Origin of the sequence: Chryseobacterium sp. ISL-6 (assembly GCF_018613715.1) — a bacterium.
Taxonomy (GTDB): Bacteria; Bacteroidota; Bacteroidia; order Flavobacteriales; family Weeksellaceae; genus Chryseobacterium; species Chryseobacterium paludis.
Genome location: NZ_JAGGPT010000005.1, coordinates 398,514 through 424,680 on the forward strand (window position 1 = coordinate 398,514; position 26,167 = coordinate 424,680).

A 26,167-nucleotide genomic window follows, 5' to 3' on the forward strand; every position below is an offset into this window, starting at 1 on the left:
AAAAAAATCATATTTACTTTGCAACCGAAAATTGAAAGCAACAGGTTTTCAGGATTTCCAAAAATGTTTAAAACAAAAAATATAATGAAACAATTACATTACATATTTAATCAGTATCCGGGACTACAGGCACAAGAGCCGAAGGGATGTGTATGTCTTCTTGATAGTGAATTTATAGATGAAAGGTGCTTATATACGTGGGTCAGCTAATGATCTGATACGTCAAAATATATACAGCACCTCCCGAAAGAGGTGCTTTTTTTATGGTTTCTTTAGCTTATTTGGTAAAGCGTCGGTCTGTGGCACCGGAGAACAGGGTTCGATCCCCGGAGAAACCCAAAATATAATCTCATAGCTCAATTGGTTAGAGCACCGGTCTTTTAAACCGGGGGTTGAAGGTTCAATTCCTTCTGGGGTTACAAAAGGAGAGTAGGCAGATATTGGTTTGTTGCGGCTTACTGCTAATGAGTTCTACAACAGTAGTGAAGGTTCAGTCTCCGCAAAATGGTCTATTGAGGTAATGGCTAACCTGCCCGACTGTCTCTTGGGCACTGCGAGTTCGATTCTCGCATAGACCGCAATGGTTCACGGAAAATTTCAGCTCCGACTGTCTCTCGGAAAAGAAATTGGAAACTGAACCGAAAAACTGGAAAGATAACGGTGGTTGTTTACCCGTCTTGGACGCGGGAGGTCGTAGGTTCGAATCCTATTTTCCAGACAATTTATTAAATGAAAAATTGAATATGAATTTTGAAAGTTTCTGATCAATTATCAATAATCATTGATCAATTACAATGAATATATCTGATGGTTCGCCGAAGTGGAAGAGTCGGGGCGGTCTGCAAAACCGTTGCATTAGCTGAGTGGGTTTGAATCCCATAACCATCTCAAATAACTAAAATGAGATTAGTTCCGGAGAAAAAGTAAAAGTTTGTCGAGCGTAGAAGTTCTTATATCAAACAAAAAAATAAAGACAAGCTTTTTCTGACTCCAAAATAGAGGTTAGGTACGAGAATTTAGAATGCAATCTTGATATCATTCATCTTTTATCAATCATCATTTATAAAAAGGAAGTGCGCCGGAGTTGGAGAGTCGGGGCAGACTGTAACTCTGTTGCTTTAGAGCTAAGTAGGTTCGAATCCTACCACTTCCACAAAAATCAACCGATAATGTAATGGCAGCATGCAGGAACTATACTCTTGTCGCTTAGGTTCGATTCCTAGTCAGTTGATTTTATTAATGCTCCATTCGTCTAACGGTTAGGACGCCTGCCTTTCGAGCAGTTGATAAGGGTTCGATTCCCTTATGGAGTACAAAGTTAACAAGGAAAGAGAAAGGTTTGTCAAGCGCAGAAGATCTTTACAAACACTAACAAGCAAAAGTTTATATAGACAAGCTTTCTCCAACCTTATTATCAATAATAACTGATAAGTGATAAATGATTTATGTATTGCATTTTATCAATTATAATTTGTCATTTATAAAACCTGCGGGAATGGCGGAACTGGCAGACGCATTTGATTTAGAATCAAGGTATTGAGGGTTCGACTCCCTTTTCCCGTACTATGTAAATGTTAATTAATAAAAAGATAAAAGATAATGTAGTGTTCAAAATCAATTATCACTTATCTATGATCATTTATAATCAACATTTGGATCAGTGGTGTACAAGGTGTGCACGTTAGTCTGAAAAACTAGAGGTATAGGTTCAATTCCTGTCTGTTCCACAAAATATGAGTAAACTCAAAACTCATCATTTATAACTCATCGCTCATTACAGTGATTCATAGTGTAATGGTAGCACACAAGACTTTGACTCTTGTTGTTCAGGTTCGAGCCCTGATGAATCAACAAAATCATTTATCAATTAAAACAAGTATGTAGAATTTTAAAAAATGTAAAAAAATGGAAACGCAACAAGAAACATGGCAGAATATGACTGGGAAATTTTTCCATAAACCTATCACACAGTTGGTAGAAGAAGCCATCATTCGTGAACAGGCTAATGGATACCGACTGAAAGTTTGTGTGGGTTCAGACTCTCACGTATATGGAGACGCTATCAGCTACGCCACAGCAGTGGTATTTATTCGCGAAGGAAAAGGAGCGTTTACCTTTATTAGAAAACAAAGGGAAATACAGACCATCAGTATCAAGGAACGAATGCTCAATGAAGTGAACAAATCTGTGGAAATTGCATATGCTATCTGTTCTATTTTGGATACTTACGGGGTGGAAATGGAGGTACACGCAGATATCAATACTGATCCTGAATTTAAATCCAATGTTGCATTAAAAGATGCAATGGGATATATTCTAGGAATGGGATATGTTTTTAAAGCTAAGCCACATGCTTTTGCAAGTTCCAACTGCGCTGATATGATGGTGTAATTGTAATCTCAGATATTCAACTTATGAAAATGACAAAAAAGCTTTTGTTTCTGGATGATATCAGATATCCGATCGAAGCCTATTATTATACAAAACAGGATATTTTCTTAGAGAAAGATTGGGATATAGTTCGGAATTACGAACAGTTTATCAACAGAATTATGGAGAAAGGACTTCCAGAGATGATCTCTTTTGATCATGACCTTGCAGATATCCATTATCTGGAGCAGAATTCTTTAGATTTTACTGAAAAGGCAGGTTATGATTGTGCCAAGTGGCTGATCGAATATTGTATGGATAATGGGCTGGACCTACCGGAGTTTTACAGCCATTCCATGAACCCGGTTGGGAAGGAGAATATTCTTAACCTATTAGAAAATTTTAAAAAAGCTAATAAAAAATCTTAAAGTTTAGTTTCGGTAATTTTTTACCGAAACTTTTTTATATCACGTAAAAAGATTGCGTACTTGTGGTTTTTCTTTGCATAGACTTTTAAAAGTATTTCTTTCCTGGATATTTCTTTTCCAAATCCATCCCACTTATCAATTGAGTAACAAAATGTATATGATATTAGAAAAACTATGTAGTATGAAAAATAAAACAACAAATGAAATATTAATTATCGACCTGGAAGCGACGTGTTGGGAAAACGAAAGGATTCCCATCGGGCAAAAAGTCGATATTATAGAAATAGGAATCTGCTTATTGAACTTAACATCAAAAGAGATTTCTAAAAAGCAAAGTATATATGTAATTCCCGAGAGGTCTGAAATCAATGGATTTTGCACAAAACTAACAGGAATTACGCCACAACTGATAGAAGAAAAAGGAATCTATTTTGAAGAAGCCTGTGAAAAAATCATTGACGAGTACAATCCAGCCTTATTAACCTGGGCTGGCTTTGGAAATTTTGATAAGGAGCAAATCTTTGAACAATGTGATTGGCTTGGAATAGAAATTCCTTTTTCTTACGATTATCTTAATGTGATGGATGAATTTAAAGACCATTTTAGTCTTCCAAGAATGATGGGTCTAAAAAGAGCCCTGGATTATTTGAAAATGGAATTTGAAGGAAATCATCACAGTGGAGCTGGCGATGCTTATAACGCTGCCAAAATTCTGAGAAAGATTTTGGAATAATTATTAACAATAAATATTAAAAAATTGAAAACAACAGACAATATACTAATTATAGACCTTGAAGCCACGTGTTGGGATGACCGACCCCCGAGAGGTCAGGAAAGTGAGATCATCGAAATCGGCGTTTGCATCATGGATGCGAAAACCGGTAAGATCTCAAAGAATGAAGGAATTTTAGTAAAACCCCAATATTCCCAAGTAAGCCCTTTTTGTACGGAACTTACTACAATTACTCAAAAAATGTTGGATGAGGAAGGTATTTTCTTTGACGATGCATTAGATATTCTAAGAGCAGAGTATGATTCTGAGGAGCTGACGTGGGCGAGTTATGGCAATTATGACCTGAACATGCTTCAAAGCCAGGCAAGAAGGTTTAATGTGGATTATCCATTAGGTGATGACCATATCAATGTGAAAACATTATTTGGGGAAGTGCATCCGACTATCAGGAAAAGTGTAGGGATGAGTAGAGCTTTAGGGGAATTGAATTTCAAGCTCGAAGGGACTCATCACAGAGGAGTTGATGATGCCAAAAATATTGCCAAGATTTTGTATTGGTGCCTTCAGAATTATTAAAATTCTCAATGTTTCAGAATGAGCTCTCTTATAAATGGAGCTTTTATTTTTTAGATAGTTTTTATGATACTTCATACACGGAGTTATTTTGAGTTTTACTCTAGTTAATAGTGCAGTATGTGATCATTTGCGTATTCTCTTTAATTAAAAAATAGTCACTTTTTTTTAAAATAATTTCATAACGCAAATAGACTGCGCACTTGTGCAGTTACTTTGCATTATCAAAATGAAACAATATTACAGTTTTGAGAAATAAACTTTAATTAAAATATCAGGGAAGTCTTGTTGTGTGTTTCGGTATAGCGCCATTGTAGAAGAATTTGTTGAGAAACATGATTTCGTTCTGTTCAACTTGACTTGAAGGTTTGAGGAGTTTTCCAAAAAACTTCTACCATGTGCTATGGGTCGGAGGTTCGAATCCTTCTATTTCCATTGGGGAATATAACTCAGTTAGGTTAGAGTAATAGCTTTATGATGTGTGGGTTCGAATCCCACTGCCAACTCGATTGGTAAGGCGGAATGGTTGACGCGCTACACGATCACTGTAGTATCATTTGAATAGACTTAAAATCTATTTTTGATCGAGTTTTGGATGTTCTCTTAAAAAACATTTGCCATGGAAAAGTCTGAGGTTTTTCAGTTGTTTAATCAGCAGTTTGAAAAAGCTTGTAAGAAAAGATATTTTCTGAGAATAAAATTCAGTTGAGGAATAACGACGATTGAATGCATTTTCTAAAAAGGAAGTTTTTGCGTGAGCGATGGTAGTGGATATCCTTTTTTGTTTTACAAAAAAGATAGAAGTGAACGTAGCGACCCAAGCTGTTGTCTTTGCAATGGCAAGGGGCACGCCCAAGATCTGAATGATTGGAAAATAATTTTGAAACGCCTGTTCTTAAACGGATGAAATTTTTCGAAATACTTTGCTTCCGCCATTTTTGGAAGAGAGATCCTCAGTTTTTTCCTTTTGTTAAAAATTAATAACCTTTAAAATATAAATAAGATGATAAAAAATGTACAAATTGAAGCATACCAAGTAGGTTTGGTATTTAAAAACCGAAACCTGATTGAAATCCTGAAAGAAGGTAATCACTGGGTTTTTGGTGGTAAATTTGTGGAAATCTATGAAATGAAGACGTTGTTGAAAGCTAATGACGATTTGATTCTTTTATTGAAAAATGAAGAGTTAAATGCGATGTTGGAAATCGTGGAGGTGAAAGATGGTGAACTTGTATTGGTTTATGAGAACGGAATCTTTAAAGAGGTACTTCATGTTGGTCAATATGTCATTTGGAAGGGTGTGATGAACAGAGAATTTCTAAAAGCTGACTTGACGAAAGTTGATATTACAGAAAAGATTTCCAAAACCATTCTGGAAAATGCAAAATTGAAAAACCTTACCAGAAAATTTGTGGTGACTAATCAGCATAAAGGTTTGTTAATCATCGATGGTAAGCTAACGAAAGTGCTGGATGCAGGAACTTATTATTTTTGGGTGAATGAAATTTCCGTTGAAGTAAAAAGTGTAGATACTCGTATGCAGCAAATGGAAATTGCCGGCCAGGAGCTTTTAACGAAAGATAAAGCGATGCTTCGTATCAATTTTTATGTTCGTTATCAAGTGGAAAATATCGTGAAAGCATTGATGGATAATAAAGAGTATGATAAACAATTGTATATACTGATGCAGTTGGCTCTTCGCGAGTTTGTGGGTGCTTTGACACTAGATGAATTGCTGTTGAAAAAGGATTCTGTAGGAAAAGAAATTCTGGAGAATCTTGGACATAAAGCCAACGATCTTGGATTGAAGGCTACAGATGCTGGAATCCGGGATGTGATCCTAACAGGAGAAATGAAGGAAATCATGAATCAGGTTTTGATTGCAGAGAAAAAAGCTCAGGCCAACAGCATCATGCGTCGTGAAGAAACAGCTTCTACAAGAAGTTTGCTGAACACAGCGAAACTAATGGAGGAAAATGAAGTCTTGTGGAAGTTGAAAGAAATGGAATTTATGGAGAAGATTGCAGATAAGATTGGAGATATTACCGTTTCCGGAAACAGTAATATTGTTTCTCAGCTAAAAGAGATTTTTGCAAAATAAAACTAATAACTATTACTATAGAAATGGGCTTCTGTGAAAACAGAAGCTCATTTCGCATTCATATAATTTAACCAGTCTTCATAAGATATTACACCCAATTCAGGTCGGCCTTCACCATCGAGAATAGAGATGAATTCCAAACTATTTCCATCCGGATCATTAAAATAAATGGCTAAAGCTGGCATCCATGCAAAGACCATCGGCTTATCCATCCCATTTTTCAGAAAGTTGTAAGGTTTTAGGTTTCTTGTTTTTAAATAATCAACCGAATAATTCAGAATATCTTCTTTATCGCTCGAAAAAGCAAAATGCCTGGGTTGTAAATTTTCTTTTTGTTCCCATAGGCCGAGCATAAACTCTTTTCCTTCACCAACCCATAAAAATACAATCGGTCGGGTTTCATCTCTATGTGCTAGTTTTAGTCCTAAAACTTCAGTATAAAATTGAATAGCATTTTCTAAATTACTTACCTGAATATGTGTTTCATATAATCCTTTGATCATAATTGTCGTATTAAATGTTATAAGTAATAACAAAAGTATAAATCAATTCCTCAAAAATGATATTTCACCAATTCCTTTATAAAAAAAGAGTGATAGATATTATAACTTAAAAAATTTAGAATGTCGAATAAAAAAGCCGATAAATATTTATTTACCGGCTTATACTTTAATTGAGTTCTTCTTCAAAATTCTTTTTCCACTTCGCAATAGTGGTTCTGCTGATCTTATACTTCTTTGACATATAACTTGTAGAAAAACCATGCTTTCTCTGATATTGCAATAGCTTCAGCATTGTTTTCTTATCGTATGTTTTTAGTTTCTGGTTGTTTTTTGCACTTTCTTTTGATTGTTCAAAAAGCCTTTCATTAAGTTTTAGAACATCATCTGAAGTATTAAGTCTTTTGAGTAATTCTTTAATTTTCGGTTCTTCTAATTTATCAGGATGTTCAAGTCTGAGCATGTCATGATAAATTTTGCTGTAATTTGGTCGCATTATATCTTATTTATTTGGGGTGTCTATTTTCTGGAGCCAACGATGAAGCGTACTTTTTGGAATGGAATATTCTTTTATTACGTCATTCAAGCTCATCTCTCCGGACTGAATTCTTTTGATAATAAATTCTTTGATTTCCTGAGTGTAGATATTCTTTCTGAAATAAGGTATTTTTTCGGATTTTTCGGTGTTCTTATTTACTGCTGCTGGTGGAGCGTATAGAATAAGGTGAGAACTATACAGTCTGAAAAAGTCATACTCTAATAATTTACTGCATCTTAACAGAACTTCTGTGTCGATCGATCTGCTATTTAGCATGTTTTCAACAAACTCTTCATCTTTGTTTAGGAAGTTACAAATCCTTTCTATTGTAATTCCTTTGTCTTCAACTCGCTCTTTTATGAATTGTCCTATATGTATTTCTTTGTATAACATTTATAAGATAAATATTTATATTAATAATATGTGTAAGTAAATAGTGTGTTACAATTTTTATTGGTATTCTGAAATAGATAATGATAATAGAATATGATATGAAATATGTAATCAGATGCTGTTGAGCTATAATGATGGTAAAATGCAAAATTTGTAAAATCTTTTACATTACTATTTGCTGGCTTTTGAGTATTTAAAGAATTAATTGAGTATCCTTCCAACTTCCATCGATGCTTTTAGCGATTATTTATTTTTCATTTCGTCTAATAAAATACTATAAATATCAGATTTTACGACTGTAGTAGTAATAATACATTATCTAAAGCGCTTTCATGTAATTTCTCTTTATTTTGTTCTACTGATAGATTACTTTTTTATATTAAAGTTAAATTAGTAAAATCTTATTTTAATTTAAAGATATATAAGAAATAATCAACTTATTGGTTCCCAAATATAGAGAAAATAGAAATTGAAGCAAAAGATATAGTAATAAATAATGTTAAAAAATGGTTTTAACGAAAAAATTAGGGTGTTAAATTTTTATATTTTTAACAATATAAATTTATATATGAATTATTACGAATAATGCTTATTCGTTTATGCTATTTTGAAAATTCGATTATTGTATATAATGTTTCAAGTATTTACCTTTGTCCACAGTTATGAGTACATATATAAAGATCTTCGATTTTTCTAAAAAGGTAAACTATAAAAATGAATTACTTGCAGGGTTTACAGTTGCAATGACTATGATTCCTGAATCTCTTTCATTTGCTATTTTAGCGGGACTTTCTCCGTTAACGGGTTTGTATGCAGCCTTTTTAATGGGGTTGATAACGGCTGTTTTCGGTGGTAGACCAGGAATGGTTTCTGGTGGAGCGGGTGCTACTGTTGTTGTCTTGATCGCATTAGCTAAATCTCATGGTGTTGAATATCTGTTTGCTACTGTTATACTGGCCGGGGTTTTTCAAATGCTTGTGGGTATCTTTAAATTAGGAAAGTTCGTTCGGTTGATCCCACAGCCTGTCATGTATGGTTTTTTGAATGGTTTGGCTGTTATTATTTTTATGGCTCAAGTCGAGCAATTTAAATTTGTGGACAGCAATGGTGTCGTTCAGTGGCTACAGGGGACTTCTTTATATATTATGGCAGGGCTTACCATTTTTACCATAGCTATTGTTTATTTTTTACCAAAAATCACTAAAGTTGTTCCAGCTTCATTAGTCGCTATTTTAATGGTCTTCGGAATTGTTTTAGGGTTTAATATTAACACAAAAACAGTTGCCGATATTGCTCATATTAGCGGAAGCCTTCCTTCTTTTCATATTCCCCATATCCCATTTTCCCTGGAAACACTGAATGTTATTTTCCCATATGCTTTGATCATGGCAGGCGTTGGCCTTATAGAATCTCTCCTCACATTGTCTATGGTGGATGAAATTACCAATTCTAAAGGAAATGCCAATCGTGAATCTGTGGCTCAGGGAATAGCAAATATTACCAACGGCTTCTTTGGCGGGATGGGTGGCTGTGCAATGGTGGCACAGACCTTAGTCAATCTTAATGCCGGATCAAGGGCGAGGCTATCGGGGATCATTGCATCCCTTACTATTTTAATTATTATCTTATTTGGAGCTCCATTTATTGAAAAGATACCAATGGCAGCATTGGTTGGGGTAATGATGATGGTGGCGATAAGTACTTTCCAATGGGTTTCTATAAGGATTGTCAATAAAATGCCAAAGTCCGATATATTTGTTGGGGTAGTAGTTGCTTTAATAACAATTGTATTGCATAATCTGGCTCTTGCAGTTTTAGTAGGGGTTGTAATTGCTGCTCTCGTGTTTGCTTGGGATAATGCAAAAAGAATCAGAGCTAGAAAATATATTGACGAAGATGGAGCAAAGCACTATGAAATATTTGGACCCTTATTTTTTGGTTCTGTAACGGCCTTCACAGATAAATTTGATCCTGCTGGTGATCCTAATGATGTAATTGTTGATTTTAAAGAAAGCAGAATTGTTGATATGAGCGCCATTGATGCTCTGGATAAATTATCGAAACGTTACCATGATCTTAATAAAACACTGCATCTGCGTCATTTAAGTGAGGATTGTAGAAAGGTATTGAAACATGCAGAAGCAGTCATTGATGTTAATATTGAGGATGATCCTACTTATAAAGTGATGCCTGAAAGATAAAAATAACCAAACAAGGACTGTGAAATATTTACAGTCCTTGTCTTTTTAGGTTATCAATAGGTTAACGATGAACATATTGTACTAATATATATGGACAGTATTTCATGTCAATTCAATTTTTTGTGGTTTAGTTTTCTCAATTTTTTCTTAATTATTAGTGTTAAATCTTAAAAAGTTATAAAAAAACAGACATTAATTTTAAAAAAATTATCTTTGGAAGGAATTGAATAATTCAGCTTAAAACTAACGACAAAAACATGAAATTATATAAGCAATCTTTTTCAAGAGGAGCTTAATGTAAATTATAATTGGTACCATTTTGAAAGCAGATATCGACATCCATAACCACTATCATTTTTCTTTTGATCTGTGGCTCACTTTAATAAAATCTCATCCCGAATTTAAAGCAAAAAGAGTTGAGCTGTTCTCCTCATTTTTCAATATCAACAGACCCATAGAAGAGGTTGCAAAAACTGTAAAATACTATGATGATTTATGCAATACCATCAATGAGGTTATAGGTGGGAATGTGGATACTTTTGAAATCTATTTGCTGATTTTAAATGCTTTAAATGTTGATATAAAAGAATTAAACAGGGATGATTTAAATAGATTTTACACTGAAAGTGAAGAATTATTTCTCGAATATAAACCAGTTATTATCTTCGAAAATGTACATCAATTTTTTAACGAAATTAAAAGTCAGGGAAAGACCATTAATATATTAAGTAATACGGGATTTATTAAAGGAAAAACACTCCGGAAATTTTTGATTGAAGAGAACCTTGATGAATTTATCGATTTCCATATTTATTCCGATGAAATTAATTGTTCAAAACCTAATCCGATCGTTTTTCAGGAAGTGAAAAATAAAATTAAAAATCAAGATTTAGAACTGCATCAGATTCTACACATAGGTGATAATCTGATCGCTGATTTTAATGGAGCAAAAAATTTTGGTTTCAATGCACACTTACTTAAATACTCAATATAACATGAACAAGAGGTACAGTTTACACCATATCCATTCTGCAAAAGAGTTTACTTTTTCCCCTGCAGAATACAGTTATTTTAAGTATGGAGATAAATCTTATGCCGAAAAGTTTGCTAAGGAACTATTCGATGGGTTTATTTCTCATAACGAAGGACTTTTCAATGTCGATAAAGAGATTGTGATTTTACCAAGTCCTTATATGGCAATTCCTACAGCTTCTAATTTTTTGTGCTTCTACTTTAAAAAGTGCTTGGATTTTTATCTGTTTCAGAGAGGAAAGAAATCAAGTATTCTCTCAAAGATAAACCGTAATCATACCTATACCACAGATTATGGAAATCTTAGTTTTGAAGATCGTAAAAATTTGATTGCCAATGATACTTATTATATCGATAAGGATTTTTTACGCGGAAAACTTTGTATTTTTATAGATGATATAAAAATTACAGGAAGTCACGAACATACAGTGAACAAAATATTAGATGAATATGCTGTACAGGCGGATTTTATATTCTTATATTATGCTGAGTTGATGAATTTTGATATTGATCCGACTATCGAAAATTACTTCAATTACTACGCTGTAAAAAATGTAGAGCACATTGTAGAGGTCATGATAAAGCCCAGTTTTCAGTTCAATACAAGAATTGTAAAATATATTTTAGGGTTAGAATCAAGTAATTTTGAATATCTTACGTCTAAAGTAAAAAAGGAACATATGGATGATCTGCTGGAATTAGCTATCAGCAACAATTATCATTTAATAAAAGAATACGAAAATAACATAAACACTTTAACACAAACCGAATTATATTATGGCTATTAACTTACAGAAAGGACAAAGAGAAAATATAAATGCACCTAAATTCACAGTAGGTTTAGGATGGGATATCAATAATACATCTACGGGAGGTGCTTTCGATTTAGATGCTTCTTTATTTTTATTGGGAGAAAACAAAAAATTAGTTTCAGATAATCACTTCATTTTTTATAACAATCTTGAGTCTCCGGATAAAGCAGTTATTCACACAGGTGATAATTTAACAGGAGATGGAGCAGGAGATGATGAGCAAATCAAGATTGATTTAACTAAAATTGATGATGCTGTAAAAGAAATTACAGTAGTTGTTACGATACATGAAGCAGAATCCAGAAAACAAAACTTCGGACAGGTAAGAAATTCTTTCATTAGAATTTTCAATACAGATACGAATGAAGAAATCTTAAAATATGAATTAGATGAAGATTTCTCTATCGAAACAGCTGTTGAATTCGGAAGAATATACAACAGAAATGGAGAGTGGAAATTTGAAGCTGTAGGAAGTGGACAAAGAGATGGTCTTGAAAAATTTGTATCAATCTATCAATAATCTATTATGGATAACCAATCAAATCAATCCAATGACCCAATTCAGCCGATTGAACCTCTTAAAACCTTTGAGCCCAATCAGCAGAGTCAACCAGCTCAGGGAGTACCTCCGGTTCTAGTTGATAGAGACGGAAATGTAAATCTAACCCAGATACAAGGTGCAGATCTTCAGAAATATGAAACTGCAGCTAATGCTATAGATGAGACCAATCCTGGTTCTATCGTGAATTTTGGTTCTGAACTTCAAAAAACTTTAGCTAATCAAAGTGATAGTTTTTTAAATAATGTAAGAAGATCAAATTCTGGCGAAGTAGGAGAGCTGATCAATAATTTATTGGTCGAACTTAATTATGTGGATGTTGATGAAATCAACGGTGGCAATAAAGTGAAAGGCTTTTTCAGTCGTTTGCCATTCATGAAAAAGATGATCACCCAGGTAGAAAACTTATTTGCGAAGTATGATAAGATCGTTAATAATATCGACCAGATCTCGTATAAAGTAAATGCTGGAATCATTACTTCTACAAAAGATAATGCTGTATTACAGACTATTTTTGACAGTAACGTAAATTCTATCAAGCAAATTGAAGATCTTGTGATTGCTGGGAATTTAAGAATGGAAAGAGCATCGGGAGAACTTGCAGAAATGGAGGCTAATGTTCAGAATTATGCCGATTATCAAATTGCTGATAAAAGAGATTTTATCAACAGATTAGACAGAAGATTAGCTGATCTTAAAGTAGTACGTTTGATCATGATGCAGTCTCTTCCACAGATCAGACTGGTTCAAAACAATAACGTTTCTATTGCTGAGAAAGCACAGACTATCCTTACAACGACTTTGCCAGTATGGAAAAACCAACTTTCCTTAGCTGTTGCAATGCACAGACAACAGCAGAATATTGAAATTCAGCAGAAAGTATCTTCTACGACAGAAGAGATACTTAGAAAAAATGCAGAGCGCCTGGGTCAGAATTCAAGAAATGTTGCTAAAGCTAATGAGCAGACCATTGTTTCTGCTGAAACACTGAAAGAAACAACAGCAATGTTGATCAATACATTGAATGAAGTGAAGCAGATCCAAAAACAAGGTACCGAAAACAGAAGAAAACTGGATCAGGATCTACAGACATTAGAAAGCGAATTGAAAGCAAATATTAGAGGTTAATAATACGATATACCGGTGGATGATGAAGCAGTAATCATAATGTCTCAAAGTAAAAGAAGATTAACAAAGCTTAAGCTTCTTTCTAACTTCTTTGAAAATGTTGATATAATATCGATTTACATTAAAACAGATATTATACATAACTTATTCAATGAAAATAAAGCATTAGATTATAGTAAACTGGAGCTTTTTCATCTGCAGTATACCGACAGTCTGATAGAATTGCTGACCAAAATTAAAAAGAAAAAGGAAAACAATTTATTGGCTGTTATTAACGAGATCAATATCAATAACCAATATATTTCAGCTTTTGAGGAAAAGAAAGTTGATAGTTTTGAAATAGACAGGAAGATGTACAGTGGTATATTTTCCAAGCATCTGAAGAATTTGTATAAAGATCTTACAGAAGACAAATTTACCCTGAACTGGAATGATGTTTTATATTTTCAAAAAAAATATGGAGCAGAATTTTATAGAACGGAAGCAGATGAATCGAAACTTAAGTTTCATCAGGTTCCTTCTTATCAGTATCAGGATTATTCGATAGAAAGAAAGCTATTGGGTAAGCTTAATATACAGAATTTTAAAGTTCGCTTTATGTGTGGATATCGCATCGATAGGAACGAATATGAGTTGTTTAAGATCTTTCAATCCGATGAACATTTTATTTTCAATGTTGAAGAGAAAAGACTTTATCTGATCGATGATGAACTTGCATATTTAAATACTTCTGAAAACGAATCCAATCAGATTTTGATTATCAATCAGCTGAAAAATAAAAATGAAGAATTGGAAGAATCCATAGACGAAAGGAAACGAACGTTGCCGGATGATGTGGAATCCGTTTTAAAAGACTATCTGCGAAACCTGGAAAGTGTTGATATTATGAGCAAAATATTTGATGTTAACGAAGAAACCAATATTCTTAGGGCAATGCTCAATTTGAATTTGAATAATTAAAGAAGGTAAATAGGTGAAAAATAAATTCATCTTTTAACCAAACAATAAAAAATAACTAAACATAAAAAGATGGCTATTAACTTACAAAAAGGTCAAAGAATTAACCTTACTAAAGAAAACGGAACGGCTCTTACGCAAGCTTGTGTTGGTATCAACTGGGGTGCAATAGAGAAAAAAAGTTTTTTTGGCGGAAGTAAAAAAGAAGCAGTAGACTTAGATGGGAGCTGTATCTTATACGACTCAAACAAAAATGCTACTGAAGTGATCTACTTCGGAAATTTAAAATCTAAAAACGGATCCGTAAAACACAGTGGGGATGATCTTACAGGAGATGTAGATGGGGATGATGGTCTTGATAATGAGGTAATCACTGTAGATTTCAGTCAGTTGGATGCAAGTGTTGAACATGTTGCTATGGTATTAAATAGCTACAGAGGACAGGATTTCGGAACTATTCCTTTTGCTTCAATCCGTATTTATGAAGGAACACCTACCAATGTAAGAGAGGTTTTTGCTAAATATGATATTGCTAATGATGCATCATTTAGTGGACACGTTGCCATGGTAATGGGAGTTTTCTATAAGAGAAACGGAGAATGGAAATTCAATGCGATTGGAGATCCTACTGCGGATAAAAAATTGGAGCAAACGATTCAGACAGTACAGCAGAAATATCTGTAAAATAGAAATTGTTTTAGAAGTAATTGATATTCGGTACAAGTCGGGTTTTTATTTTTATAAATAAATTACTCGAAAGATTGCTATTGAAATTAATTGTATCTATGCATTCAGAAAAAAAACAGCAATAATTGTACTTTGTACAGCTATTGCTTTTATCGTATAATAACACATAATAAAAGTGGAAAAACATCAAAGTATTTTAGAACTGCATCCAGGTTTGGTGTGGGGATTCGCGATAACAGTTGTTGTCATGTTACTTCTGGATTTAGGAGTTTTCAATAAAAAAAGTCACGAGGTTTCATCTAAAGAAGCTACGATCTGGTCAGTCGTATGGATTTCATTATCCATGATTTTTTCAGGAGTAGTATATTGGGTTTTCAACCAATCCGATGGCCATGCTCTAGCCGTAGAAAAGTTTACACAATATCAGGCAGCATATTGGATTGAAAAAGCTCTTTCTGTAGATAATTTATTTGTATTTATTCTTGTTTTCGGATTCTTTAAAGTTCCAAAATATTTACATCACAAAGTTTTATTCTGGGGGATTATCGGAGCATTACTGTTCAGGGCTATATTTATTTTTGCAGGAGTTGGTCTTATCAACTTAACGTATTTGCCTGAAATGAATATTTTCGGTGAGGCTGTTAAAATTAATATTGTTATGATGCTGTTCGGTTTATTCCTTGTTTATGCAGGTATTAAATCATGGGGTGACGGAGATGACGATGATGATGAAGACTATAGCAATACAGCAGGAGCAAGATTAATTAAAAGCTTTTGGAAAGTTTCAGATAATTATGATGGTGATAAATTCTTCACAATCCAGAATGGAATAAAAATGGCAACGCCCCTTTTAGTGGTGGTAGGAGTTATCGAATTTACCGATGTTCTTTTTGCGGTAGACTCAATCCCTGCGATTTTTGCCATTTCAGATGATCCTTTCATTCTTTATACATCAAATATTTTTGCCATTTTAGGACTAAGATCACTTTATTTCCTATTAGCGAATTTTATTCATATGTTCAGCAAATTGCCATATGGTCTGGCGATTATATTATCCTTTATTGGAGTTAAAATGTTAATTGCACCATGGATCCATATTTCTTCTCCTATTTCATTGGGAATAGTAGGTGGAGTATTGGTGATCTCGGTTCTTTTATCAATCATGTTCCCGGAGAAAAAGGAAGATGAAAAAGAGAAATTAGAAGAAAAATAACGATTAAAGCCTTACTGAAAAGTAAGGCTTTTTTATTTTTATCATAGAAAGGATTTCCACTTAGGTTATCCATGCAACAACTTGTTGATCTTACGCCGGGTTTGCACAGAAACCTTATATGTTTCATCCCGGAGTTTCTGTATTTTACCTACAGGCTGAAAGATGGTTTTGCTTTCAAAAGGATTAAAGGATAATAATTCATTTTCGCAGGTACGCTCTAGTATAGAATTTTTTTCGATTTTAACTTCTCCTACTTTGATTAATGGTGAGTTTTTCCATTCCCGGTTCAACTTATTGATCGGCTGATCCTTTAAATCATAGCAGAGCTGAATGAATACATCCGCAGTATAATCATTGGTTGTAAAATAGCTTTCAATAGCCTCACGGGTGTTCATTTTCCTGCCAAAATTCTTTTCCACGGATTTTGGACTGAGCTGTATTTTCATCACATATTCCCCTAATCGGTAGGCTCCAATAGAATGGTAGTCAAATGACAGGAAGAAATGATTCCGCTGCCCAATCAATCTGACTATATTTTTTAAAAATGAAAAGGTAAATAAAGAAGGTGTTGCTTTTACAATCTGAATAAGGAGTGGGAATAAATTATTCCACTTTTTGATGAAGAAATGGTTGATTGAAGTAAATAGTTTCAGAAATGTACTTACAGAGTTTACCGGAAAAAGAGGAAAATTAACCAATGGATAATTCGCTAATACCTCGCCATTGTCATCTTTTATTTTTACTGAAAAGCCATACGCAGGAATATCTTTTTTAGATTGCTTAATTTTCAAGTGAGCATTGGAAAGCCGTATAACCAACTCATATCTTTCTTTATCAAAGAAAGGCTGTAGTTGATCCGGCAGATCACGATTTATTATAAATTCTCCTTTTAAAACGGCATACGTTTTTGCGTGCGCATTTCGTGTGGCATAATTTACATCACTTATGATAGATGACTGTTCAACAAAATCGGAAATACTTTTTTTATTGATTTTAAGGAGTTCTTTTTCATCCTCCGTCAGTTCATTGAATTTCTTATTATATAGTATTGGGATTGGCATTAATTTTTAAATTCAATTATAACACCAAGTTTTGGATTGCATGTTAAGATAATGTTATTTTAGTGTTTTATCTCCTTAACATTAGATTTTCAGTGTTTTTCAGAAAGTTTATCTTTGTAAAAAAATTAAATAATGGGAGTAGCAGATATGTTATTTAAACGCAAAAAAGAATTGGCTGAAAAGAACCTTAATGATGGAAAAGCCTTCATGGAGGAAAATGCCAAAAAAGAAGGTGTGGTAACGTTGCCAAGTGGTCTGCAATATGAGATCATAACAGAGGGAAGCGGGGCTCAGCCAAAAGCAAAAGATACCGTAAAATGTCACTATCATGGAACAACGATCAAAGGTGATGTATTTGACAGTTCAGTGAAAAGAGGAACTCCGGCATCTTTTCCTTTGAATCGTGTGATTTCGGGATGGACAGAAGCTTTACAATTAATGCCTGTAGGAAGTAAATGGAGATTATTCCTTCCGCCTAATTTGGCATATGGTGAAGAGCAGATCAGCAAAGAAATAGGTCCAAACAGTACGCTTATTTTTGAAGTTGAATTATTGAGTATAAAATAGGATAACCTTAAATATGAATTAAAATTTACCTGCATGTCAGGTAAATTTTTTTATTTGTCTTAAATTAGTACTTTAGATTGATCATAAGGCGGAATAATTTTCTGCAAATTCAGCAGTTATCATATTTTATCATGAATAAAATAGGAAGCCTTTTTGCGATTGACTCATTGCATAAAAATATACTGGATGAAAAAACTACTTTACCTTTTTGCTTTTTTTAGTTTACTGACTTCGTGTGTTTCTAAGAAAAATCAAGCGATTAAACAAAACATTCTGACATTAAAAGATAGCTACTGCAAAGCTCCATTTCAATATAATTACAGCAAGAAGCTTCCATCATATAATTCTGATTCTGTTTTGGCTGCAAATAAAGAACTGAAAGGAATGTTTTCCGATCAGAGTATTCTTATTTTAAATGCTTTAGATAATCTGGATGAGGTACATGAAATTATGGAACTGAAAAAAGATACCTCATTGAGTTCCCAGGTTAAAGTTCTACAACTTAAAACGAGAATAAATAGTAAAATAACCATTGCTTTAACAGAATTGGATGCTGTGGCTGCGGAATTCGACTGTGAAGGTGAACGTGTAGCTCAGATCGGAAGCTATGTAGACAACCTTAATGCTTCCAGAAATAACAAATTGATTTTATACTCTATTGTTGCAGGAGCAGCAGCATCAATTGCCGGCGGGATTGTAAAAGATGAAGGATGGAGTAGTGCAATAGATATTAGCGGAGGTGCTTTAGGTGCAGGTTTCGGTTTGGCGACACTTAACCCCAAAGGAAAAAAAGTAGAGTTTATCCATCAGAGAAATCTCCTACGGGATGTCTGGCATGAGAAGTTGGAATCACCCAATTTTCCACCTTTTATCTGGTATATGTATACTGAGAAAAAGTTTTCCAATAAAGAATCGCATTCCATTATTCAGAACATGAAGGAAAGATGGCTGCATTATCAGTTTGATGATAACCAGAACGAGGCTGATACATCAGTTATTTTCAGTGATGGTGGTTTTTATCGTGCTGATGATTTACAAAATCGTGCGGCAATGCTTAATCAGATGCAATCTGCAACCAGAACGATCAATCAGAATATCAATTATTTACTGTTGGATCTGGATAAATTAGTACTTTAAGAAAAATTTAACTGTAATAAATTTTGTTACAATTAAAATTTTGTTTTATCTTTGTCATGTAATTATAATGAACAATACAAGATTTGCTACGGCAGTACATATTATGACCTTATTGGCGGAAAGTCCACAGGAATGGTTAACTTCTGAATGGATGGCGGGTAGTATTAATATAAATCCTGTAGTTGTTCGTAAAGAATTAGGTGTTTTAAGAGCTGCTGGTTTAGTGACAAGCAGACAAGGAAAAGAAGGTGGAAGCCAATTGGCAAGAAGTGCCGAATCAATTAATATTTCCGAAATTTACTCAGCGGTAAAAAATACCGAAGTTCTTGGAAAGAAAAATCAAAATCCAAATCCGGCGTGTACCGTTGGCAAAGAGATCAATAATCATTTGAATACATTATTCAGTGAAACAGAAAAATTGGTTATTCAGTTTTTGGGCGATAAATCATTACAGGAGTTCTGTGACCAATTCGCATAAAAATTTTTTAACCATAAATGTAACAAAAGTTATTACAGTTTAATTAAAAATAAATATTATGAAAAAAGTAGCAGTAATCGGTGCGACAGGATTTGTAGGTTCACATGTTGTGAAAGAATTAGCAAACAGAGGTTATGAAGTTGAAGCAATTGTAAGAGATGCTTCTAAAGTTGAACAGAATGACAATGTAAAAGCAAAAAGTATTGATGTGAATAACATTGATGAGCTGGCTCAAGGACTACAGGGAAGTGATGCTGTAATCAGTACTTATAACGCAGGTTGGACAAATCCAAACCTTTATAATGATTTCCTTACAGGTTCTGAGAACATTGAAAAAGCAGTTGAGAAATCAGGTGTTAAAAGATTAATCGTTGTAGGTGGTGCCGGAAGTCTTTACACACCGGATAATGTTCAGATCGTCGATACACCGGATTTCCCGGAAGCGTATAAGCCGGGAGCAACGGCAGCAAGGGATTATTTGAATAAGATCAAAGAAAATAACACCCTTGACTGGACTTTCTTTAGCCCAGCGATTGAAATGAATCAGGCAAATGTAGGAGCCAGAACAGGAAAATACAGAACTTCTTTGGAAACTCCGGTTTTTGATGATAATGGAAGAAGTATTCTCTCAGTAGAAGATGTTGCTGTCGCTTTAGTAGATGAATTAGAGCAAAATAATCATATTCGTGAACGTTTTACAGCGGCTTATTAATTAAAAATACATAATGATGTTAAAAAAGAAATTATTATCACTATTTATTTTGTTAGGTTTTACAGGCTCAATGTTAGCGGGCAATCTTAAGATCAAAGTATATAATCCTGGAACGAAGGCTATTTTCCCAATCACTTCAACAATTATTTATGGAGATAAAGATGCCATATTGATAGATGCTCAATTTCAGAAACAATATGCTGAGCAATTGGTTAAGGAAATAAAAGCAACAGGAAAAAACCTTAAAATTGTTTTCATTTCACATAGCGATCCCGACTTTTACTTTGGATTGGATGTTATTAAAAAAGCCTTTCCTAATGTAAAGATCATTTCAACAGCTCAGACTGCTTATCTGATTTCAGCATCGAAGGATGATAAACTGGCAGTCTGGAATCCTCAATTGAAAAGAGATGCTCCATCAGAGGTTTTCGTGCCAGAAGCTGTGACTTCAATTCCCGATTTAGAAGGGAATAAGATAGAGATCAAACAAAATCCTGATGATCCTGCCCATAGTTTTATTTGGATCCCTTCAATAAAAACAATAGTGGGCGGAATTTCAGTTTCAGTAGATTCTCATATTTGGATGGCTGATACACAAAACAAAGAAGCTATTGATAAATGGATCGGACAAATTGACGCTATGAAGGCTTTACAACCACAGCAAGTTGTTCCATCACATTTTGCAAAATTAAATTTAGCTCCTCAGTCACTGGATTTTGTTAAAGGATATTTGGAGAATTATAAGAAAGCGGTTACTGAGAATAAAACACCAGATACGATCGTAAAATTTATGGTGACTCAATATCCTGATCTTCCGGGAAAAGATGAACTTGAAATGGGAGTGAAGGTATTTTTAGGCGAAATGAACTGGGATTTAAGATCTCCTTATCCAGCCATAGGACGAAAAGTTGAAGTTGATTTCAGTACTGGAAAGTTTGTTCTGGATTATAAAGATAATAAGACCATGTCTTTTACAGGTACGAATGGTGCTTTTAAAGGAGCTGCAGATACTGTTCAATACACTGTTACCGAAGTGGCAAGCAATGTATTTATGGTATATTGGCATGAGCCTAAAACAGGAGATAACGTAACTCACGTTCAGGATTATAATAAAAATGTAGTCTACACTAATATTGCATCAAAAGATGGATCATTCAATCATTTTAAAGGAAAGCTTACTATTCTGAAATAAATTCAAATTGATATAAAATAAAAAAATAACGGCTGTCAGATGACAGCCGTTATTTTTTTATAAATTCATAAACAATTTCGGATTTACCGGCGTATTGTTTTTGTGTACTTCATAATGAAGATGAGGTCCTGTAGAACGTCCGGAGTTTCCGGATTTGGCAATCACCTGACCCACTTTTACCTTATCATTTACTTTAGCGATCAATTCGGATAAATGTCCATATAAGGTTGCTAAACCATTTCCATGAGAAACGATCACGCAGTTTCCATAACCTCCTTTTTGTCCTGAAAAAATAATCGTTCCAGCAGCGGAAGCCCTAACATCAGATCCATACGCAACGGCAATATCCAGTCCTTTATGAAACTGTATCTGGTCAGCTTCAGCTGGAGGGTTATTTCTTTCCATAGGAGCTGTTTTAGATGAGGAGGAGGAAGAGGTTGTTGCAACAGATTTTGTAGAACTGGTTGCTGAAAGAGTAGGAGCACTACTGGTTGTTTTTGGAGTAACCATTACTTTTACTTCTCTTTTATTTCCGTAGCTGTCTGTAAGTTCAATGATTTTTTCAACAGGTTCTGCCTTTACTTCCGGTTTTGGTGCAGCGGCAACAGTTGGTTTAGAATTGGATGCCATGCTTGTTTTTACCGATGCATATACGGTTTTAAAAGGGATAGGATTTTTTCTGATTCCAAAATTGGATGAAATATAACCATCTGTAGGCATTCCTAACGGAACCTGCATTAGTTTTTTTTGTAAATCCATTAAATATTGGCTGTATCGGTTGGCTTGTTTAGCCAGATAGACAGAATTTGAAATACTGTCTTTACTTAAGAACATCAGCTTTTCACTTGGAACATCCTTTGATTTTAGAAATGAATTAAGCTGTGCAACGGTTTGATCTACTAAAGTGAGATCAGTTTTCATTTTTAAGTAATCTACACTATCTTTTTCAGTGTTTATTTTTACAAGGTTCACTTCATATTTTTTATCATCCCTTTCGGAAGATAGTTTAGCTATAAAAATGCCTTGAGCAAAAACTACTAGTAAAAGTCCACCTAAGAGGATATTTACGTTCTTTTTACTGTTTAGAAATTTCTTCATATTTCTTTCACTTAGTATTAAAACGGTATTAAGAGTGCAAATTTAATTAAAAATTGGTTTTGTGAATTATTTTTAATTAAAATTTACTTATTTCAATATTTAACGGCGATTTACCTATTTAATTGTATGAAAGTGTTAATTTTTTCAGAAAATTGGGTTTTATCATGCCTGTGAAAGAGATCCTAATTTTTTGTTTTAATATATTTGCAATTCACATTTCAATTATGGCGAAAAAGAAAACAATTTCAGAATCTTCAAATCCGAAAAAGAATAATAATGAGGTCTCGGTAGGGGTTGTTGGGAGTGGAAGTTTTGCAACTGCGATCGTAAAAATGCTTGTTGAAAACTGTAAAATAGTACATTGGTGTGTACGAAGTGAGTTTGTAAAAGGAGCTATTGAGCTTCGTGGACATAATCCTACCTATTTAACGGCAGTTAATTTCAATCTTAAAAATTTAAAACTGACCACAGATATCAATGAATTGGTTTCTGCATGCGACGTTGTCGTATTAGCAACACCTTCCATTTATCTTTCAGATACACTGGAAAAAATGACCTGTGAGTATAAAGATAAAATTTTCGTTTCTGCGATTAAAGGGATCATTCCTAAAGTGAATGATGTGGTAGCACATTATCTGAGAGATGAGTTTCAGATCGGTTTTAGAAATCAGGCAGTTATTGCGGGACCCTGTCATGCTGAGGAAGTGGCAATGGAAAGACTTTCTTATCTTACAGTTGCCACAGTAGAAGAGGAGGTATCTGAAAAGCTCTTGGGCATTTTCAATTCAGATTTTATTAAAATGCATTCCAGCAAAGATATCTTAGGAAATGAATACAGTGCGATCCTTAAAAATATTTTTGCCATCGGAGCTGGTATTGCAAGTGGATTGGGTTATGGAGATAATTTTACTGCTGTGTTTGTATCAAATGCGATCCGTGAAATGGAAATATTCCTGGAAGCCATCTATGAAGCACCTAGAGATGTAAATGAAAGTGCTTACTTAGGTGATTTACTGGTAACAGCATATTCATTATTCTCAAGAAACAGAAGTTTAGGAAACCTGATCGGAAAAGGATATACCGTAAAATCTGCGATTCAATCAATGAATATGGTTGCAGAAGGATATTACGCAGCTGATTCTATTTATAAAACAGCAAAACAAAAAAAGCTTAAGCTGCCAATCGTAGACACAATCTATGGGATTTTGTATGAAGGGAAAAATGCTGAAAAGCAATTTAAAAAGCTGACTGCAAAATTGAACTAAAACAACTTGAAAGTTATAAACCAAAATATAAACATCAGCAAATTTGCTGATGTTTTTTGTTGGATATTTAGTTAAAATACAACTTTGTTGATCTTTAGTTCAGACATTCAAACAATTTCTGTCTTCATCACATGAAAACATTGTCTGCTTTATATTTGATACTTATTTGCAATGAGTAACAAGTAGCTTCACTTCGAACTTACCATATGATAATATTCCAAGAGATTACATTTCGTAAATTAGGTAAATGAAAAAGATAGGATTTTTATCGTTTGGACATTGGGGAAACCATCCTTCATATGACAACAAAACAGCAGGTGATACTCTGTTACAATCCATAGATTTGGCGGTGGCTGCAGAAGAAATAGGAATTGACGGCGCATACTTTCGGGTGCATCATTTCGCTAATCAGTTAGCTTCGCCGTTTCCTTTGTTGGCGGCTATTGGTGCTAAAACTAAAAAAATTGAAATCGGAACAGGCGTCATTGATATGCGTTATGAAAACCCGTTTTATATGGTAGAAAATGCTGGCGCTGCAGATTTGATTTCCGAAGGTCGGTTACAATTAGGAATTAGTAGAGGTTCACCTGAGCAGGTTATTGATGGTTGGCGATATTTCGGATATGATTTGGAAGAAGGTCAAACTGATACAGATATGGGACGTCTTAAGGGTTTGGAGTTTTTCGATTTGTTAAAAGGAGAAGGTTTCGCGCGGCCCAACCCTAATCCGATGTTTCCTAATCCACCCGGATTATTGCGGATAGAACCCCATTCTGAAGGATTACGTGACCGTATTTGGTGGGGGTCTGCTTCAGATGCTACTGCAGTCTGGGCAGGGGAAGTTGGTATGAATTTGCAAAGTTCCACCTTAAAATTTGATGAAAGTGGAAAACCTTTTCATATTCAGCAAGCTGAACAGATTCGTTTATATAAAGAAGCTTATAAAAAAGCTGGACATACACGGGAACCAAGAGTTTCTGTGAGCCGATCCATTTTCGCCATAGTCAATGATCAGGACAGATACTATTTTGGACAGGAAGCAGATAGAACTGATAAAATAGGTGTTTTAGAAGGAAGTCAACGTGCTATTTTCGGAAGAAGTTATGCTGCTGAACCAGAACAGCTAATTCAGGAATTGGCACAGGATGAAGCTATTCAGGAGGCAGATACTTTGTTGTTGACAATTCCCAATACATTGGGTGTTGATTACAATGTACATGTACTTGAATCCATTTTGAAATATGTTGCTCCTGAACTGGGCTGGCGTTAAAAAAGGGAAAATGGCAGGAAAAATTTGGTATAAAACAAAAATTGCAATTATTGGAGCTGGGCAAGCCGGACTTTCTACCGCATATCATCTCAAAAAAATGGGATTGGAAATCGGTCAGGATTTTATTATTTTAGATGCTGCTCCTTTTGCCGGTGGTGCCTGGCAATCCCGATGGGATTCATTGACCTTGAGTACAGTAAATCGCATTCATGATTTGCCGGGAATGTCTTTCGAAGAAACTATTCAGGGAGATGAAACTGAAGTCCGAGCCAATATTGCCGTACCACATTATTATGATTTGTACGAGAAAAAATTCGGAATACAGGTCTATCGACCGGTGAAAGTTGAGAAAGTGAGCTTGAATGGAGAAAGGTTCTACATTGATACATCGTCTGTTGCATTTTCTGCATTAGGTATCATCAATGCTACAGGAACTTGGGAAAATCCTTATATTCCGGAATATCCGGGTGCTGAGCTTTTTAAGGGTGAACAACTGCATACCCGAAACTTTAAAAATGCCGAATATTTCAAAGGAAAACATGTAATCATTGTTGGTGGCGGTATTTCTGCGATTCAATTGCTTGATCAGATTTCAAGAATAACCACTACTACTTGGGTTACACGAAGACCTCCGGAATTCCGGGAAGGACCGTTTGATGATATGGCAGGGAGTTTGGCGGTTGCGATGGTTGACAAACGAGTGAGAAATGGATTATTACCAATGTCGGTTGTTTCGGTAACAGGATTGCCTGTTACTGATGAAATTAAAGATATGGAAAAAAGAGGTGTTCTTAAACGATTTCCAATGTTTAGTGAAATCACTGAAGAAGGCGTTAAATGGGAAGATGGAAGGCAAGAAAAAGCTGATGTTATTCTTTGGAATACGGGTTTCCGATCGTCACTGTCACATTTGGATGCTATTTTACCTAAGGAAGAGGGCGGTGGTGTCATTATGTCTGGAAGATTGGCAACCGAAGTTGCAAAAGAACCGAGGATTCATTTGGTAGGCTATGGGCCCTCTGCATCCACTATTGGAGCAAACAGAGCTGGAAGTGCTGCGGCAAGAGAATTGGTTACAACTCTGAGGATTATAAAATGATTTACATCTACATATGAAATATCACTTTAATGGTTAAAGCTAATTGATTTAGATTGATACTTT

At 34.5% G+C, this 26,167-nt stretch carries 26 protein-coding genes and 10 tRNA genes; 31 read left to right on the plus strand and 5 right to left on the minus strand.

Translation table 11 applies throughout. The annotated features are described in order from the left end of the window. Positions 1 to 265 precede the first annotated feature (265 nt). The 15 genes from J7E44_RS09485 to J7E44_RS09555 all read left to right on the plus strand — a co-directional run bounded on the left by J7E44_RS09485 (position 266) and on the right by J7E44_RS09555 (position 6,205). Positions 266 to 338, plus strand: a tRNA-His gene (locus J7E44_RS09485). 7 nt (positions 339 to 345) lie between these two features. Next, a tRNA-Lys gene (locus J7E44_RS09490) sits at positions 346 to 419 on the plus strand. Between the two features lie 87 nt (positions 420 to 506). Next, a tRNA-Asp gene (locus tag J7E44_RS09495) sits at positions 507 to 578 on the plus strand. 68 nt (positions 579 to 646) lie between these two features. Then, a tRNA-Pro gene (locus J7E44_RS09500) sits at positions 647 to 718 on the plus strand. An 88-nt stretch (positions 719 to 806) separates the two neighbouring features. Continuing rightward, positions 807 to 888: transfer RNA gene (locus J7E44_RS09505), tRNA-Cys, on the plus strand. A gap of 181 nt (positions 889 to 1,069) precedes the next feature. Further along, positions 1,070 to 1,153, plus strand: a tRNA-Tyr gene (locus J7E44_RS09510). An 88-nt stretch (positions 1,154 to 1,241) separates the two neighbouring features. Then, positions 1,242 to 1,313, plus strand: a tRNA-Glu gene (locus J7E44_RS09515). A gap of 176 nt (positions 1,314 to 1,489) precedes the next feature. Further along, positions 1,490 to 1,563, plus strand: a tRNA-Leu gene (locus J7E44_RS09520). 91 nt (positions 1,564 to 1,654) lie between these two features. Further along, positions 1,655 to 1,727 (plus strand) — tRNA-Phe (locus J7E44_RS09525). A gap of 53 nt (positions 1,728 to 1,780) precedes the next feature. After that, positions 1,781 to 1,851, plus strand: a tRNA-Gln gene (locus J7E44_RS09530). Between the two features lie 54 nt (positions 1,852 to 1,905). After that, on the plus strand, positions 1,906 to 2,391 hold the full coding sequence (locus tag J7E44_RS09535; RefSeq protein ID WP_214828603.1) for a ribonuclease H-like YkuK family protein: 486 nt from the start codon (positions 1,906 to 1,908) through the stop codon (positions 2,389 to 2,391). Between the two features lie 29 nt (positions 2,392 to 2,420). Next, complete coding sequence (locus J7E44_RS09540) at positions 2,421 to 2,798, plus strand: cyclic-phosphate processing receiver domain-containing protein (RefSeq protein WP_502757496.1); 378 nt, start codon at positions 2,421 to 2,423, stop codon at positions 2,796 to 2,798. 181 nt (positions 2,799 to 2,979) lie between these two features. Next, a complete protein-coding gene (locus J7E44_RS09545; RefSeq protein ID WP_214828609.1) occupies positions 2,980 to 3,531 on the plus strand; it encodes a 3'-5' exonuclease in 552 nt (183 codons plus the stop codon). Positions 3,532 to 3,555: 24 nt separating this feature from the next. Continuing rightward, the gene (locus tag J7E44_RS09550; RefSeq protein ID WP_214828612.1) at positions 3,556 to 4,107 is read left to right on the plus strand and encodes a 3'-5' exonuclease; all 552 of its coding nucleotides are present in this window, start codon (positions 3,556 to 3,558) and stop codon (positions 4,105 to 4,107) included. 1,000 nt (positions 4,108 to 5,107) lie between these two features. Then, positions 5,108 to 6,205: a slipin family protein gene (locus J7E44_RS09555; protein ID WP_214828615.1), complete on the plus strand. Its 1,098-nt coding sequence runs from the start codon at positions 5,108 to 5,110 to the stop codon at positions 6,203 to 6,205. Between the two features lie 47 nt (positions 6,206 to 6,252). Here J7E44_RS09555 and J7E44_RS09560 read toward each other — a convergent pair whose 3' ends face one another. From J7E44_RS09560 to J7E44_RS09570, 3 genes are all read right to left on the minus strand, one after another. Continuing rightward, positions 6,253 to 6,708 carry a VOC family protein gene (locus tag J7E44_RS09560; RefSeq protein ID WP_214828618.1) on the minus strand — a complete coding sequence of 152 codons (456 nt, stop codon included), beginning with the start codon at positions 6,706 to 6,708 and terminating at the stop codon, positions 6,253 to 6,255. Between the two features lie 166 nt (positions 6,709 to 6,874). Beyond that, complete coding sequence (locus tag J7E44_RS09565) at positions 6,875 to 7,168, minus strand: helix-turn-helix domain-containing protein (protein ID WP_251040536.1); 294 nt, start codon at positions 7,166 to 7,168, stop codon at positions 6,875 to 6,877. Between the two features lie 39 nt (positions 7,169 to 7,207). Beyond that, positions 7,208 to 7,636, minus strand: coding sequence for a helix-turn-helix domain-containing protein (locus tag J7E44_RS09570; protein WP_214828623.1), 429 nt, complete (start codon positions 7,634 to 7,636; stop codon positions 7,208 to 7,210). A 662-nt stretch (positions 7,637 to 8,298) separates the two neighbouring features. Here J7E44_RS09570 and J7E44_RS09575 point away from each other — a divergent pair. The 8 genes from J7E44_RS09575 to J7E44_RS09610 all read left to right on the plus strand — a co-directional run bounded on the left by J7E44_RS09575 (position 8,299) and on the right by J7E44_RS09610 (position 16,225). After that, positions 8,299 to 9,837, plus strand: coding sequence for a SulP family inorganic anion transporter (locus J7E44_RS09575; protein ID WP_214828626.1), 1,539 nt, complete (start codon positions 8,299 to 8,301; stop codon positions 9,835 to 9,837). A 319-nt stretch (positions 9,838 to 10,156) separates the two neighbouring features. Beyond that, positions 10,157 to 10,831 (plus strand): HAD family hydrolase, encoded by a 675-nt coding sequence (locus J7E44_RS09580; protein ID WP_214828629.1) that lies wholly within the window; start codon positions 10,157 to 10,159, stop codon positions 10,829 to 10,831. Between the two features lies 1 nt (position 10,832). Next, positions 10,833 to 11,657, plus strand: a complete 825-nt coding sequence (locus tag J7E44_RS09585) for a phosphoribosyltransferase family protein (protein WP_214828632.1) — start codon at positions 10,833 to 10,835, stop codon at positions 11,655 to 11,657. Beyond that, entirely contained in the window at positions 11,647 to 12,201 is a 555-nt protein-coding gene (locus tag J7E44_RS09590) for a TerD family protein (RefSeq protein ID WP_214828635.1), read from the plus strand. Before J7E44_RS09585 ends, J7E44_RS09590 begins: the two co-directional genes overlap by 11 nt. 6 nt (positions 12,202 to 12,207) lie before the next feature. After that, positions 12,208 to 13,368, plus strand: coding sequence for a toxic anion resistance protein (locus J7E44_RS09595; RefSeq protein WP_214828638.1), 1,161 nt, complete (start codon positions 12,208 to 12,210; stop codon positions 13,366 to 13,368). Positions 13,369 to 13,407: 39 nt separating this feature from the next. Beyond that, positions 13,408 to 14,328, plus strand: a complete 921-nt coding sequence (locus tag J7E44_RS09600; protein ID WP_214828641.1) for a hypothetical protein — start codon at positions 13,408 to 13,410, stop codon at positions 14,326 to 14,328. A 69-nt stretch (positions 14,329 to 14,397) separates the two neighbouring features. Continuing rightward, on the plus strand, positions 14,398 to 15,009 hold the full coding sequence (locus J7E44_RS09605) for a TerD family protein (RefSeq protein ID WP_214828644.1): 612 nt from the start codon (positions 14,398 to 14,400) through the stop codon (positions 15,007 to 15,009). Between the two features lie 178 nt (positions 15,010 to 15,187). Continuing rightward, a complete protein-coding gene (locus J7E44_RS09610) occupies positions 15,188 to 16,225 on the plus strand; it encodes a TerC/Alx family metal homeostasis membrane protein (RefSeq protein WP_214828659.1) in 1,038 nt (345 codons plus the stop codon). A 65-nt stretch (positions 16,226 to 16,290) separates the two neighbouring features. Here the strand turns inward: J7E44_RS09610 and J7E44_RS09615 are convergent, their stop codons facing one another. Next, entirely contained in the window at positions 16,291 to 17,286 is a 996-nt protein-coding gene (locus tag J7E44_RS09615) for a catalase family protein (protein WP_214828662.1), read from the minus strand. A 132-nt stretch (positions 17,287 to 17,418) separates the two neighbouring features. On the opposite strand from J7E44_RS09615, the gene bamJ reads away from it, so the two are divergent. The 5 genes from bamJ to J7E44_RS09640 all read left to right on the plus strand — a co-directional run bounded on the left by bamJ (position 17,419) and on the right by J7E44_RS09640 (position 21,372). Further along, positions 17,419 to 17,853: a BamJ family beta-barrel-assembly machinery protein gene (bamJ, locus tag J7E44_RS09620; protein ID WP_214828665.1), complete on the plus strand. Its 435-nt coding sequence runs from the start codon at positions 17,419 to 17,421 to the stop codon at positions 17,851 to 17,853. 186 nt (positions 17,854 to 18,039) lie between these two features. Further along, positions 18,040 to 18,990 (plus strand): hypothetical protein, encoded by a 951-nt coding sequence (locus tag J7E44_RS09625; protein WP_214828668.1) that lies wholly within the window; start codon positions 18,040 to 18,042, stop codon positions 18,988 to 18,990. Positions 18,991 to 19,057: 67 nt separating this feature from the next. Further along, on the plus strand, positions 19,058 to 19,468 hold the full coding sequence (locus tag J7E44_RS09630; protein ID WP_214828671.1) for an Rrf2 family transcriptional regulator: 411 nt from the start codon (positions 19,058 to 19,060) through the stop codon (positions 19,466 to 19,468). 58 nt (positions 19,469 to 19,526) lie between these two features. Then, positions 19,527 to 20,180, plus strand: a complete 654-nt coding sequence (locus tag J7E44_RS09635; RefSeq protein WP_214828674.1) for an NAD(P)-dependent oxidoreductase — start codon at positions 19,527 to 19,529, stop codon at positions 20,178 to 20,180. A 13-nt stretch (positions 20,181 to 20,193) separates the two neighbouring features. After that, the gene (locus tag J7E44_RS09640; RefSeq protein WP_251040537.1) at positions 20,194 to 21,372 is read left to right on the plus strand and encodes an MBL fold metallo-hydrolase; all 1,179 of its coding nucleotides are present in this window, start codon (positions 20,194 to 20,196) and stop codon (positions 21,370 to 21,372) included. Positions 21,373 to 21,429: 57 nt separating this feature from the next. On the opposite strand, the gene J7E44_RS09645 is transcribed toward J7E44_RS09640, so the two are convergent. Next, a complete protein-coding gene (locus J7E44_RS09645) occupies positions 21,430 to 22,470 on the minus strand; it encodes a M23 family metallopeptidase (protein WP_214828676.1) in 1,041 nt (346 codons plus the stop codon). Positions 22,471 to 22,694: 224 nt separating this feature from the next. Here J7E44_RS09645 and J7E44_RS09650 point away from each other — a divergent pair, with 224 nt between their 5' ends. The 3 genes from J7E44_RS09650 (at position 22,695) to J7E44_RS09660 (ending at position 26,104) form a co-directional block, all read left to right on the plus strand. Then, a complete protein-coding gene (locus tag J7E44_RS09650) occupies positions 22,695 to 23,735 on the plus strand; it encodes an NAD(P)H-dependent glycerol-3-phosphate dehydrogenase (protein WP_214828679.1) in 1,041 nt (346 codons plus the stop codon). A 247-nt stretch (positions 23,736 to 23,982) separates the two neighbouring features. Continuing rightward, positions 23,983 to 25,005: an LLM class flavin-dependent oxidoreductase gene (locus J7E44_RS09655; RefSeq protein ID WP_214828682.1), complete on the plus strand. Its 1,023-nt coding sequence runs from the start codon at positions 23,983 to 23,985 to the stop codon at positions 25,003 to 25,005. Between the two features lie 10 nt (positions 25,006 to 25,015). Further along, positions 25,016 to 26,104, plus strand: coding sequence for an NAD(P)-binding domain-containing protein (locus J7E44_RS09660; protein WP_214828685.1), 1,089 nt, complete (start codon positions 25,016 to 25,018; stop codon positions 26,102 to 26,104). The last annotated feature ends 63 nt before the right edge of the window (positions 26,105 to 26,167 follow it).

Coding starts and splice junctions, on each gene's coding strand:
- J7E44_RS09535 (WP_214828603.1), top strand. CDS start 1,906: ATGGAAACGCAACAAGAAACATGGCAGAATATGACTGGGAAATTTTTC.
- J7E44_RS09660 (WP_214828685.1), top strand. CDS start 25,016: ATGGCAGGAAAAATTTGGTATAAAACAAAAATTGCAATTATTGGAGCT.
- J7E44_RS09625 (WP_214828668.1), top strand. CDS start 18,040: ATGAAAAAACTACTTTACCTTTTTGCTTTTTTTAGTTTACTGACTTCG.
- J7E44_RS09570 (WP_214828623.1), bottom strand. CDS start 7,636: ATGTTATACAAAGAAATACATATAGGACAATTCATAAAAGAGCGAGTT.
- J7E44_RS09630 (WP_214828671.1), top strand. CDS start 19,058: ATGAACAATACAAGATTTGCTACGGCAGTACATATTATGACCTTATTG.
- J7E44_RS09650 (WP_214828679.1), top strand. CDS start 22,695: ATGGCGAAAAAGAAAACAATTTCAGAATCTTCAAATCCGAAAAAGAAT.
- J7E44_RS09635 (WP_214828674.1), top strand. CDS start 19,527: ATGAAAAAAGTAGCAGTAATCGGTGCGACAGGATTTGTAGGTTCACAT.
- J7E44_RS09560 (WP_214828618.1), bottom strand. CDS start 6,708: ATGATCAAAGGATTATATGAAACACATATTCAGGTAAGTAATTTAGAA.
- J7E44_RS09585 (WP_214828632.1), top strand. CDS start 10,833: ATGAACAAGAGGTACAGTTTACACCATATCCATTCTGCAAAAGAGTTT.
- J7E44_RS09605 (WP_214828644.1), top strand. CDS start 14,398: ATGGCTATTAACTTACAAAAAGGTCAAAGAATTAACCTTACTAAAGAA.
- J7E44_RS09645 (WP_214828676.1), bottom strand. CDS start 22,470: ATGAAGAAATTTCTAAACAGTAAAAAGAACGTAAATATCCTCTTAGGT.
- J7E44_RS09640 (WP_251040537.1), top strand. CDS start 20,194: ATGATGTTAAAAAAGAAATTATTATCACTATTTATTTTGTTAGGTTTT.
- J7E44_RS09590 (WP_214828635.1), top strand. CDS start 11,647: ATGGCTATTAACTTACAGAAAGGACAAAGAGAAAATATAAATGCACCT.
- J7E44_RS09545 (WP_214828609.1), top strand. CDS start 2,980: ATGAAAAATAAAACAACAAATGAAATATTAATTATCGACCTGGAAGCG.
- bamJ (WP_214828665.1), top strand. CDS start 17,419: ATGGGAGTAGCAGATATGTTATTTAAACGCAAAAAAGAATTGGCTGAA.
- J7E44_RS09565 (WP_251040536.1), bottom strand. CDS start 7,168: ATGCTCAGACTTGAACATCCTGATAAATTAGAAGAACCGAAAATTAAA.
- J7E44_RS09655 (WP_214828682.1), top strand. CDS start 23,983: ATGAAAAAGATAGGATTTTTATCGTTTGGACATTGGGGAAACCATCCT.
- J7E44_RS09555 (WP_214828615.1), top strand. CDS start 5,108: ATGATAAAAAATGTACAAATTGAAGCATACCAAGTAGGTTTGGTATTT.
- J7E44_RS09575 (WP_214828626.1), top strand. CDS start 8,299: ATGAGTACATATATAAAGATCTTCGATTTTTCTAAAAAGGTAAACTAT.
- J7E44_RS09600 (WP_214828641.1), top strand. CDS start 13,408: ATGTCTCAAAGTAAAAGAAGATTAACAAAGCTTAAGCTTCTTTCTAAC.
- J7E44_RS09595 (WP_214828638.1), top strand. CDS start 12,208: ATGGATAACCAATCAAATCAATCCAATGACCCAATTCAGCCGATTGAA.
- J7E44_RS09540 (WP_502757496.1), top strand. CDS start 2,421: ATGACAAAAAAGCTTTTGTTTCTGGATGATATCAGATATCCGATCGAA.
- J7E44_RS09615 (WP_214828662.1), bottom strand. CDS start 17,286: ATGCCAATCCCAATACTATATAATAAGAAATTCAATGAACTGACGGAG.